The following is an 11,679-nucleotide window of genomic DNA, read 5'->3' as shown; positions in this document are numbered from 1 at the left end:
ATTACTCGGCCATCGAAGAAGAACGGGAGGTAGGGATAGGCGGAACCGGGTCATAACCGCCGGGATTCCACGGATGACAGCGACCTAAACGACGAAAGGTCAGCCAGCCACCGCGCAGAAGGCCATGATTTTCTATGGCTTCATACGCGTAGCAAGAACAACTGGGGTAGAAACGACAGTGGCTGGCCATCAGGGGACTAATGGCGTAGCGATAAAACTGGATCGGAACGAGTGCCAGCTTACGCATCGGTACTGTCTACCCCTACAGTTTCGGTGTTGGCTGCTGGTGCTGGCTTGTTACGGGCCAGACGTTTCCAGAGCTTGCCGAAATGCTGAATCAATTCGGGGTTTTCTACGTCACCCAAACCTTTGCGCGCAACGATCACAATGTCCCACCCCACCAGTGAATCCTGATTCAGGCGAAACGATTCGCGCATCAAACGCTTGAGGCGATTGCGCTGAACGGAGAGCTTAACGCTCTTTTTCCCGATAACCAGCCCAAGTCGGGGGTGATCGAGATCGTTACTGCGCGCAAGGAGCAGGAGATTTTTCCCCGGAACCTTGCCGGTAGGGGAGTCAAAGACTGCCTTGAAATGCCGGGGGGTAAGCAGACGCTTTTCCCGACTGAAGTCCTGACTCACCTCCAGTGCCGGATTATCAAACTGCCAGACGCGCACGACCTTTGGCGCGACGACGCGACAGGACGGCACGACCATTCTTGGTAGCCATGCGAGCACGGAAACCGTGGGTACGAGCGCGTTTGATAGTGCTTGGTTGGAAAGTACGTTTCATGTCGTGTTACCTGGTTCGTCCACAACGGGCCGGAATGGCCCCCGTTTTAAGAGACCGGGGATTCTAGAGAAAGCAAGCCTCTAGGTCAATTTCCAACCAGCGTTTCCTTTAAATAGATGACCAGGCGCTTTTCGGTGGTTTCGTCACACAACGCTAGATATAGAAATAAAGAAGGAAAGTATTTAAAGCTTTTCTGTAAAGCTTATAAAAGCAAGGCCGGCGCCTAGCTGTGGATAACCACTCCAAGGCCTTGTAATCCGCAATGTACAGAGAATGACAACTAGGCGGGAAAGCGGTGGCAAGCCTGTGCTGCGCTGTCGGATAAGCTGTGTGTGGAATGCCAGGTTATCCACAGGCCGGTTATCCACTGAGTTTCGCCCCCAGTTGTGCAACGGCCTCAGGCGCGGTTATCCACAGGGCTTATCCACCGACCGCCGGTCGCCTTTCGTTCGGTTTACGCATCGATAAATCATGGTCGATGAGCAAGCTGCGTGTGGATAAGTGCTCGTCTGCTCGCTACAATGGCCGCTTGTTTTTGCCTCACCGGCTTTCAACTTAGGGGATGTCCGTGTCAGTGGAACTTTGGCAGCAGTGCGTGGAGCTTTTGCGCGATGAGCTGCCTGCCCAACAATTCAACACTTGGATCCGTCCACTACAGGTCGAAGCCGAAGGCGACGAGTTGCGTGTCTATGCACCGAACCGTTTCGTCCTCGACTGGGTCAACGAAAAGTACCTGGGCCGGGTCATGGAACTGCTTGATGAGCATGGCAATGGCATGGCGCCTGCGTTGTCCTTGTTAATAGGCAGCAAACGTAGCTCCGCCCCCCGCGCCGCGCCCAACGCGCCGCTGGCTGCTGCTGCGTCACAGGCCCAGCAGGCTGCGCCGGTACCGGTCAACAACCATGCCGCCCCGGCGCCCGCGCCAGCCCCGAGCAAGCGCAATGCACAAAAAGTCGCCGAGGTCAGTGAAGAGCCTTCCCGGGACAGCTTCGACCCGATGGCCGGGGCGAGCTCCCAGCAGGCGCCGGTGCGTACCGAACAACGCACCGTCCAGGTCGAAGGCGCGCTCAAGCACACCAGCTATCTGAACCGGACCTTTACCTTCGAGAATTTCGTTGAAGGTAAATCCAACCAATTGGCTCGCGCCGCGGCCTGGCAGGTGGCGGATAACCCCAAGCACGGCTACAACCCGCTCTTTCTTTATGGCGGCGTCGGCCTGGGTAAGACCCACTTGATGCATGCGGTGGGCAACCATCTATTAAAGAAGAACCCGAACGCCAAGGTTGTGTACCTGCATTCCGAGCGTTTCGTGGCCGATATGGTCAAGGCGTTGCAGCTCAATGCTATCAACGAGTTCAAGCGTTTCTACCGTTCGGTCGACGCCTTGCTGATCGACGACATTCAATTCTTCGCCCGCAAGGAACGTTCACAGGAAGAGTTCTTCCACACCTTCAACGCATTGCTTGAAGGCGGGCAGCAAGTCATTCTCACCAGCGACCGCTACCCGAAAGAGATCGAAGGCCTTGAGGAACGCCTCAAGTCGCGTTTCGGTTGGGGCCTGACGGTGGCCGTCGAGCCGCCTGAGCTGGAAACCCGGGTCGCGATCCTGATGAAGAAAGCCGATCAGGCCAAGGTCGAGCTTCCTCATGACGCCGCGTTCTTCATCGCCCAGCGTATTCGCTCGAACGTGCGTGAGCTTGAAGGTGCCCTCAAGCGGGTGATTGCCCATTCCCATTTCATGGGCCGGGATATCACCATCGAGCTGATCCGCGAGTCGTTGAAGGACCTGCTGGCGCTTCAGGACAAACTTGTGTCTGTGGATAACATTCAGCGTACCGTTGCTGAATACTACAAAATCAAGATTTCCGACCTGCTTTCGAAACGTCGTTCACGTTCGGTGGCTCGACCGCGACAGGTGGCCATGGCCTTGTCCAAGGAACTGACCAACCACAGCCTGCCGGAAATCGGCGACGTGTTTGGTGGACGCGATCACACCACGGTGCTGCACGCCTGCCGCAAGATCAACGAACTTAAGGAATCCGACGCGGACATCCGCGAGGACTACAAGAACCTGCTGCGTACATTGACCACTTGATGACCACCAGCGCAGCTTATTAAGGCAAGGGACTAGACCATGCATTTCACCATTCAACGCGAAGCCCTGTTGAAACCCCTGCAACTGGTCGCGGGCGTCGTCGAACGCCGCCAGACCTTGCCGGTACTTTCCAACGTGCTGCTGGTTGTCGAAGGCCAGCAATTGTCGCTGACCGGTACCGACCTGGAAGTCGAGCTGGTTGGTCGTGTCCAACTCGAAGAGCCGGCCGATCCGGGCTCCATCACCGTGCCTGCGCGTAAGCTGATGGATATCTGCAAAAGCCTGCCAAACGATGCGCTGATCGATATCAAAGTTGATGAGCAAAAGCTCGTCGTCAAGGCTGGTCGCAGCCGTTTCACTTTGTCGACCCTGCCGGCCAACGATTTCCCGACGGTCGAGGAAGGCCCGGGATCGCTGACTTGCAGCCTGGAGCAGAGCAAGCTGCGCCGCCTGATCGAGCGCACCAGTTTCGCCATGGCCCAGCAGGATGTGCGTTATTACCTCAACGGCATGCTGTTGGAAGTGTCTGCCGGGATCATCCGCGCCGTGGCTACCGACGGTCATCGCTTGGCGATGTGCTCGATGCAGGCTGATATCGGTCAGCCGGATCGCCATCAGGTAATAGTGCCGCGTAAGGGCATTTTGGAGCTGGCCCGTCTGCTGACCGAGCCGGACGGCAACGTCAGCATCGTGTTGGGCCAGCACCACATCCGCGCCACGACTGGCGAGTTCACTTTCACGTCGAAACTGGTGGACGGCAAGTTCCCCGATTACGAGCGTGTGCTGCCAAAAGGTGGTGACAAGCTGGTGCTGGGCGATCGCCAAGCGCTGCGCGAAGCGTTCAGCCGTACCGCGATCCTCTCCAACGAAAAATACCGCGGCATTCGTTTGCAGTTGGCCAACGGGCAGCTGAAGATCCAGGCGAACAACCCCGAGCAGGAAGAAGCGGAGGAAGAAGTCGGCGTGGACTACAACGGCGGCTCACTGGAAATCGGTTTCAACGTCAGCTACCTGCTAGACGTGCTGGGCGTGATGACCACTGAGCAGGTGCGTCTGATCCTGTCCGACTCCAACAGCAGCGCGTTGGTGCAGGAGTCTGATAACGACGATTCGGCTTACGTTGTCATGCCGATGCGTCTGTAATCAGAATCAGCTAGATGTCCTTAAGTCGCGTCTCGGTCACCGCGGTGCGCAATCTGCACCCGGTGACCTTCTCCCCTTCCCCCCGCATCAATATTCTTTACGGCGCCAACGGCAGCGGCAAGACCAGCGTGCTGGAAGCCGTGCACCTGCTTGGGCTTGCCCGTTCGTTTCGCAGCACCCGTCTGTTGCCGGTCATTCAGTACGACCAACTGGCGTGTACGGTGTTTGGCCAAGTGGAACTGGCGGAAGGCGGCCATAGCGCCCTGGGGATCTCGCGGGACCGGCAAGGCGAGTTCCAGATCCGCATCGATGGCCAGAACGCGCGCAGTGCCGCGCAGTTGGCCGAAATCCTGCCGTTGCAGTTGATCAACCCGGACAGCTTCCGTTTGTTGGAAGGCGCGCCCAAGATCCGCCGACAGTTTCTGGACTGGGGCGTGTTCCACGTGGAACCGCGTTTCATGGCGACCTGGCAGCGCTTGCAGAAGGCGCTGCGCCAGCGAAACTCTTGGCTGCGACATGGTACACTTGACGCCGTTTCGCAAGCGGTTTGGGACAGGGAACTGTGTCAGGCCAGCGCCGAAATCGATGAATACCGCCGCGCTTATATAAAAGCCTTGAAACCGGTTTTCGAACAGACGTTGAGCGAACTCGTTGAGCTTGAGGGTCTGACGCTCAGCTATTACCGAGGCTGGGATAAGGACCGGGAATTGAGTGCCGTGCTGGCTGGCTCGCTGCAGCGCGATCAGCAGATGGGTCATACCCAGGCTGGACCTCAACGCGCTGACCTGCGGCTTCGATTGGGCGCACATAATGCCGCGGACATCTTGTCCCGAGGGCAGCAGAAGTTGGTTGTGTGCGCCTTGCGCATCGCCCAAGGGCATCTGGTCAGCCAGGCCCGCCGCGGTCAGTGTATTTATCTGGTGGATGACTTGCCGTCCGAGCTGGACGAAGCCCACCGTCGGGCGTTGTGCCGCTTGCTGGAAGACTTACGCTGCCAAGTGTTCATCACTTGTGTAGACCACGAAATATTGAGGGAAGGCTGGCAGACGGAAACGCCAGTCGCTCTGTTCCACGTGGAACAGGGCCGTATCACCCAGACCCACGACCATCGGGAGTGAAGGCATTGAGCGAAGAAAATACGTACGACTCAACGAGCATTAAAGTGCTGAAAGGCCTGGATGCCGTACGCAAACGTCCCGGTATGTACATTGGCGACACTGATGATGGTAGCGGCCTGCACCACATGGTGTTCGAGGTGGTCGACAACTCCATCGACGAAGCCCTCGCCGGCCATTGCGACGACATCAGCATCATCATCCACCCGGATGAGTCCATCACCGTTCGCGACAACGGCCGTGGCATCCCGGTGGACGTACACAAAGAGGAAGGTGTTTCCGCTGCCGAGGTCATCATGACCGTCCTCCACGCAGGCGGGAAATTCGACGATAACTCCTACAAGGTTTCCGGCGGGTTGCACGGCGTAGGTGTTTCGGTGGTGAACGCACTGTCCGAAGAACTGGTGCTGACCGTTCGCCGCAGCGGCAAGATCTGGGAACAGACTTATGTCCATGGCGTGCCCCAGGCACCGATGGCGATCGTTGGCGACAGCGAGACCACGGGCACCCAGATCCACTTCAAGGCTTCCAGCGAAACCTTCAAGAACATCCATTTCAGCTGGGACATCCTGGCCAAGCGGATTCGTGAACTGTCCTTCCTCAACTCCGGTGTCGGCATCGTCCTCAAGGACGAGCGCAGCGGCAAGGAAGAGCTGTTCAAGTATGAAGGCGGCCTGCGTGCGTTCGTTGAATACCTGAACACCAACAAGACTGCGGTCAACCAGGTATTCCACTTCAATGTGCAGCGCGACGACGGCATCGGTGTGGAAATCGCCCTGCAGTGGAACGACAGCTTCAACGAGAACCTGTTGTGTTTCACCAACAATATCCCGCAGCGCGACGGTGGAACCCACCTGGTGGGCTTCCGTTCGGCGCTCACGCGTAACTTGAACAACTACATCGAACAGGAAGGCCTGGCGAAGAAGCATAAGGTCGCCACTACCGGTGACGATGCCCGTGAAGGCTTGACCGCGATCATTTCGGTCAAGGTGCCCGATCCGAAGTTCAGCTCCCAGACGAAAGACAAGCTGGTGTCTTCCGAAGTGAAGACTGCGGTCGAACAGGAAATGGGGAAATACTTCTCTGACTTCCTGCTGGAGAACCCCAACGAAGCCAAGCTGGTGGTCGGCAAGATGATCGACGCCGCCCGCGCCCGTGAAGCGGCGCGCAAGGCTCGTGAGATGACTCGCCGCAAAGGCGCGCTGGACATCGCGGGCCTGCCGGGCAAACTGGCGGACTGCCAGGAAAAGGACCCTGCCCTGTCCGAGCTGTACCTCGTGGAAGGTGACTCTGCTGGTGGTTCCGCCAAGCAGGGTCGTAACCGTCGCACCCAGGCCATCCTGCCGTTGAAGGGCAAGATCCTCAACGTCGAGAAAGCGCGCTTCGACAAGATGATTTCCTCCCAGGAAGTCGGCACGCTTATCACCGCGCTGGGCTGTGGCATCGGCCGCGAAGAGTACAACATCGACAAGCTGCGCTATCACAACATCATCATCATGACCGACGCTGACGTTGACGGTTCGCACATCCGCACCCTGCTGCTGACGTTCTTCTTCCGTCAGTTGCCGGAGCTGATCGAGCGCGGCTACATCTATATCGCCCAACCACCGTTGTACAAGGTCAAGAAAGGCAAGCAAGAGCAATACATCAAAGACGACGACGCCATGGAAGAGTACATGACGCAGTCGGCCCTGGAAGACGCGAGCCTGCACCTGAACGAAGATGCGCCGGGCATTTCCGGTGAAGCCCTTGAGCGCCTGGTGAATGACTTCCGCCTGGTGATGAAGACCCTCAAGCGTCTGTCGCGTCTGTATCCGCAGGAACTGACCGAGCACTTCATCTACCTGCCGGCCGTAAGCCTGGAGCAACTGTCCGATCACGCTGCCATGCAGGATTGGCTGGCCCAGTATGAAGTCCGCCTGCGTACCGTGGAAAAATCCGGCCTGGTCTACAAGGCCAGCCTGCGTGAAGACCGTGAACGCAACGTATGGCTGCCTGAAGTCGAACTGATTTCCCACGGCCTGTCGAACTACGTCACCTTCAACCGCGACTTCTTCAGCAGCAACGACTACAAGACGGTCGTCTCTCTCGGCGCTCAGTTGAGCACGCTGCTAGACGAAGGGGCTTACATCCAGCGCGGTGAGCGCAAGAAGTCCGTGACTGAGTTCAAAGAAGCCCTTGAATGGCTGATGGCTGAAAGCACCAAGCGCCACACCATCCAGCGATACAAAGGGCTGGGCGAGATGAACCCGGACCAACTGTGGGAAACCACGATGGACCCGGGCTCGCGTCGCATGCTGAAAGTCACCATCGAAGACGCCATTGGCGCGGACCAGATCTTCAATACCCTGATGGGGGATGCGGTCGAGCCACGTCGTGACTTCATCGAGAGCAACGCATTGGCGGTATCCAACCTGGATTTCTGATCCGGGTTGTCACTGCCCCAACGAAGAAGGCCAACGCGTATGCGTTGGCCTTTTTTTTTACGCTAACTCGCTTCGCAAGCCTCGCTGCCCGCCGCCACGCTCTCCAGACGATATCCATACCCATAGATAGTCAGCAACTGCCAGCCCCGATCCGCCGTCAGCCCTAGTTTGTTGCGCAAGCGGTAGATGTGGGTGTCGAGCGGACGGGACGAGGTCATTTCCTCGTGGGTCCAGAAGCGTTCATAAAAATACTCCCGGGACAGTGGCCGCCCGAGGTTGGCGAACAGGCAGCGAGCCAGGCGATATTCTCGTTCAGTCAGGCTGATGGGAATGCCAGCGCGGGTAACCGTGAGTTCCGCGTCGTCGAATTCCAGGTCGTTGAATACCAAGACATCACTGGTCGGTATGCGTTGCAGGTTATGACGGCGCAGTACTGCCGTAACCCGGGCCTTGAGTTCATTGGGACGGAATGGCTTGCTGACGTAGTCGTCGGCACCGGCATTAAGGGCTTGGACAATGTCGTGCTCGCCGTCACGGCTGGTGAGCATGATGGCAGCCGGTGGTGAGTCCATGTGCTCGCGTGTCCAGCGAAGCAAAGACAGTCCGCTGATATCCGGCAACTGCCAGTCGAGTATCAGCAGGTCGAATGTTTCGCGGCGCAATTGGCGCAACAGATCTTCGCTTCGTTCGAAACTATGCAGTGTCCAGGCTTGCTCGCCCCTTCCGGGGATCTGTTGCAGTGTCTGTTCCACCCGGCGTAGTTCGGCCGGTTCGTCATCCAGTATGGCGACACGCATGGGACGCGATTCCTTGATCTTGAAAATACTGACATCCACAGGGGCGATGAAGGCAACTCAGCAGCTGACGTGTTTCACTCTCCTGTCGCAGGCTGAGACAATACCGGCTAGTGGCGACGAGGGAAAGGCAGCCGCATGCCACGATCGAGTCCGCTATAGTCTCGGGCTTGACGCTGAACGTATGACGCGCCAAGCCATGATCATTCCCCCCCAGTCCATGTTCCGTCAGGTTACTTATGAGCAACCCGCGTCGCCATGAAAGTCGTGAACCCACCCAAGTCCAACGGTTGTTTCGTCGTTGGGTTCGCGAATGGTTGTGGATAAGTCTTCTCCTGTTACCAACGACCGCGTTGATGTCGTATTGCGTGCACTCGGATCGCAATGGGACGGTCGCCGCCTTGCTATCAACATGTCTGGTGGGCTGCGTCCTGGGTTCGCTGCTGTTGCGCCCGCGCTTTGCCCTGGGAACGACATTGGCAGGCATGGCGGCGGCCCTACTCGTAAGCCTGTTGCTGGACGCGCAGGGTAGGTCGTGGTCGCCGGCACCTAGCCTGCTGGGCATGCTCGGCGGTTATCTGATCTGGAACTGGCGGCGCTTGAGCGTGGTGCTGGCTTATTTTGGTTGGGAGTTGGCACGCCTGGATGCGGAGCCGAAGGTATTCCCGGAGCGTCGTCGCGCGTCCTATATCGGCAGTGATGGTCTACAAGGACAAGTCATGGCGTTGGAACAGGCCATGAATCGCACGAGGGACACGCGACGTTTTATTGCCGACGGCCTGGAGTATTTGCCGGTGGCGACGATGATCAGCGATCCGCAAGGCAACATACTGCTCGGCAATCGCAAGGCCCGTGAGTTGTTCGATCATGCCCTGGTGGGCGCAGATGTGCTGGAAGCACTGGCACGGCTGGGTTATCCCGCATTGGCGCACTCCCCTGCCCACCGATTGTCCACATTGCCGTTGGTTGAGTTTCGCGACATACGTGAACGCAGCCTGCGGCTGGAAAGAGCTGCGCTGCTGCCAGTTGATGGGGACGTCCCTATCGGTTGGCTGATGAGCCTGACGGACCTGAGCGCCGAGCGGGCGGCCGAAGAGCAGCGCAGTGTCATGCTCCGCTTCCTTTCCCATGACCTGCGCGCCCCCCACTCGGCCATCCTGGCGCTGCTCGATGTGCATCGGCATGACGCAGGGGCTGAAAACCCACTGTTCGACCAGATCGAGCGCCAGGTCCGTCGTGCCTTGGACCTGACTGACGGGTTCGTCCAATTGGCCAAGGCTGAATCAGACGCCTACCAGTTCCGGCCGACGCTGTTTGCAATGCTGGTCCTGGACGTCATCGACCAGGCATTACCCATCGCCCAGGCCAAGAACATCCATCTGCAATACCAACTGGATGATGACGAAGCGACAGTCAACGCCGATCAACCCCTGCTGACTCGCGCGCTCTTCAACTTGCTGGAAAACGCCATCAAATACAGCACGAGCGAAACCTGTATTTCACTGCATGTGCGATGTGCGGAGGGTTGGTTGACTTGCGATGTGGTTGACCAAGGCAAAGGCATCGATGCCGGGGAGCTGCCAGACCTGTTCATTCAGTATCGACGCTTTTCTTCAGCTCATGGCGTGGATGGCATTGGCCTGGGACTGTCCATGGTCAAGGCAGTCGTCGATCATCACGGCGGGGAGATTGAATGCCGTAGCGAAGTGGGGGAAGGGACAACCTTCAGCTTGCGGTTTCCGCTGTTGAGTTAAAAATCGCAGCTTCGACGAACACCGAAGCTGCGTTTCAAGAGCGCTATAAAAACTTATGCACCTTTTCCGCTGTTTTATATGCTTAAGAAATATGCTTTAAAAACAAGGAATTAGGAAATAAAAGCAACTAAATTCAGCGAAACGGTACACAGGTTATCCACAGTTCTCAGACAGCGAGCGTGTCCGGCGTTGCCGGTGCGGCGGGGGCTGATGGTAGCGAACCCAAATCCCTTTGCGTCTGCTCGTTCCAGGCCTGGACGCGGTCGTTGAGCTCAGCGATTGCCCGGGGGCCGCTGCCCTCTGCATACATCGGTGCGCCGATGACCACGGTGATGGTTCCAGGCGTTCTGATCCAGCCCGTCTTTGGCCAGAATTTTCCGGCATTGTGTGCAATCGGCAGCACCGGCAGGCCTGCATTCACAGCCAACGCCGAACCGCTGCGGGAGAACTTTCCGATCGTCCCATAGGGCACGCGGGTGCCTTCGGGAAAAATGAGGACCCAGACGTTGTCCTTCAGCAGCTCATCGCCTTTTTGCGCCACTTGCTTGAGCGCAACCTTGGGGTTGTCGCGATCAATCGCGATCGGGCGCAGCATCGCCATGGCCCAGCCGAAGAACGGTACGAACAGCAGCTCGCGCTTGAGGACCTGGCTCAATGGCTCGAAATAGGCCGAGAGAAAGAAGGTTTCCCAAGTGCTCTGATGGTTGGACTGGATGACGCAAGGTCGGTCGGGCACGTTCTCGGCACCCTTCACTTCGTAACGAATGCCCAGGAACACCTTGCTTAGCCAAAGTGCGCAGCGGCACCAGTAGACGTTGATGAAGCGGTAGCGCGTCCTGAACGACATGAACGGTGCGACAAAAAAACTCAGCGTGCACCACAACAGGGAACTGGTGCCCAGCAGCAGGTAAAAGAGGAAGCTTCTGATGGCCTGCAGTATCGACATAGCGGCGTTTACCATGCGGGCAATGCCCGCCGTTCAAGCGCTTCCCGAACAATCCTTGATCAGGATGTCGGGGAGCCCTAGTTGTGGATAAGTTCAGCGGCAATCGCCGCCAGGTCGTCAAATATCAAGGTGCCCACCGGTAGGGTCTTGCCCAGAGTCTTCTCGCCTTTCCCGGTCTTTACTAAAACTGGCTGACAATCGACGGCCTTGGCCGCCTCCAGGTCACCGAGGCTGTCGCCAACGAACCATACGCCCGCCAGCGCAACGTCATAATGCGTGGCGATGGTTTTTAACATGCCGGGCTTGGGCTTGCGGCAATCGCAGCCCTCGTCCGGCCCGTGCGGACAATAAACGATCAGGCCGATTTCACCGCCCTGCTCGGCCACCAGCTCGCGCAAGCGCTCGTGCATGGCGTCCAGGACGGTTAGCTCGTAGTAACCGCGGGCAATGCCCGACTGGTTGGTGGCCACCGCCACCGTCCAGCCGGCCTTGCTCAACTGCGCAATGGCCTCGATGGAACCGGGGATCGGCAACCATTCCTCCACCGATTTGATGTAAGCATCGGAATCGTGATTGATCACGCCGTCCCGATCGAGAATCAGCAGTTTCAAGGC

At 57.9% G+C, this 11,679-nt stretch carries 11 protein-coding genes; 5 read left to right on the top strand and 6 right to left on the bottom strand.

Annotated elements, in window-relative coordinates; translation table 11 throughout:
• Position 1 precedes the first annotated feature (1 nt).
• Genes yidD through rpmH form a run of 3 tightly spaced genes read right to left on the bottom strand, consistent with a single transcriptional unit; the run spans position 2 to position 792 of the window.
• Positions 2-247, bottom strand: a complete 246-nt coding sequence (gene yidD / locus ACLK1G_RS14505; protein WP_010465488.1) for a membrane protein insertion efficiency factor YidD — start codon at positions 245-247, stop codon at positions 2-4.
• Positions 240-641: a ribonuclease P protein component gene (gene rnpA, locus ACLK1G_RS14500; protein ID WP_420766123.1), complete on the bottom strand. Its 402-nt coding sequence runs from the start codon at positions 639-641 to the stop codon at positions 240-242. The genes yidD and rnpA overlap by 8 nt, the downstream gene beginning before the upstream one ends.
• A 16-nt stretch (positions 642-657) precedes the next feature.
• Positions 658-792: a 50S ribosomal protein L34 gene (gene rpmH, locus ACLK1G_RS14495; RefSeq protein ID WP_003213577.1), complete on the bottom strand. Its 135-nt coding sequence runs from the start codon at positions 790-792 to the stop codon at positions 658-660.
• 568 nt (positions 793-1,360) lie between these two features.
• Between rpmH and dnaA the strand changes: the two genes are divergently transcribed.
• Genes dnaA through gyrB form a run of 4 tightly spaced genes read left to right on the top strand, consistent with a single transcriptional unit; the run spans position 1,361 to position 7,571 of the window.
• Positions 1,361-2,887 carry a chromosomal replication initiator protein DnaA gene (gene dnaA, locus ACLK1G_RS14490; protein WP_420766048.1) on the top strand — a complete coding sequence of 509 codons (1,527 nt, stop codon included), beginning with the start codon at positions 1,361-1,363 and terminating at the stop codon, positions 2,885-2,887.
• 39 nt (positions 2,888-2,926) lie between these two features.
• Positions 2,927-4,030: a DNA polymerase III subunit beta gene (gene dnaN / locus ACLK1G_RS14485; protein WP_025211054.1), complete on the top strand. Its 1,104-nt coding sequence runs from the start codon at positions 2,927-2,929 to the stop codon at positions 4,028-4,030.
• Positions 4,031-4,044: 14 nt separating this feature from the next.
• On the top strand, positions 4,045-5,148 hold the full coding sequence (recF, locus tag ACLK1G_RS14480; protein ID WP_420766047.1) for a DNA replication/repair protein RecF: 1,104 nt from the start codon (positions 4,045-4,047) through the stop codon (positions 5,146-5,148).
• Between the two features lie 5 nt (positions 5,149-5,153).
• On the top strand, positions 5,154-7,571 hold the full coding sequence (gyrB, locus tag ACLK1G_RS14475; RefSeq protein WP_420766046.1) for a DNA topoisomerase (ATP-hydrolyzing) subunit B: 2,418 nt from the start codon (positions 5,154-5,156) through the stop codon (positions 7,569-7,571).
• Between the two features lie 62 nt (positions 7,572-7,633).
• On the opposite strand, the gene ACLK1G_RS14470 is transcribed toward gyrB, so the two are convergent.
• Positions 7,634-8,368, bottom strand: a complete 735-nt coding sequence (locus ACLK1G_RS14470) for a response regulator transcription factor (RefSeq protein WP_420766045.1) — start codon at positions 8,366-8,368, stop codon at positions 7,634-7,636.
• Between the two features lie 236 nt (positions 8,369-8,604).
• Between ACLK1G_RS14470 and ACLK1G_RS14465 the strand changes: the two genes are divergently transcribed.
• Complete coding sequence (locus ACLK1G_RS14465) at positions 8,605-10,119, top strand: sensor histidine kinase (RefSeq protein ID WP_420766044.1); 1,515 nt, start codon at positions 8,605-8,607, stop codon at positions 10,117-10,119.
• A 166-nt stretch (positions 10,120-10,285) separates the two neighbouring features.
• Here the strand turns inward: ACLK1G_RS14465 and ACLK1G_RS14460 are convergent, their stop codons facing one another.
• Positions 10,286-11,065: a lysophospholipid acyltransferase family protein gene (locus ACLK1G_RS14460; RefSeq protein ID WP_420766043.1), complete on the bottom strand. Its 780-nt coding sequence runs from the start codon at positions 11,063-11,065 to the stop codon at positions 10,286-10,288.
• A gap of 77 nt (positions 11,066-11,142) precedes the next feature.
• Positions 11,143-11,676 (bottom strand): D-glycero-beta-D-manno-heptose 1,7-bisphosphate 7-phosphatase, encoded by a 534-nt coding sequence (gene gmhB, locus ACLK1G_RS14455; protein ID WP_420766042.1) that lies wholly within the window; start codon positions 11,674-11,676, stop codon positions 11,143-11,145.
• Between the last annotated feature and the right edge of the window lie 3 nt (positions 11,677-11,679).

The sequence above is a fragment of the Pseudomonas algeriensis genome (genome assembly GCF_048847255.1).
GTDB lineage: Bacteria > Pseudomonadota > Gammaproteobacteria > Pseudomonadales > Pseudomonadaceae > Aquipseudomonas.
This window is presented reverse-complemented; position numbering and strand designations above follow the sequence as displayed.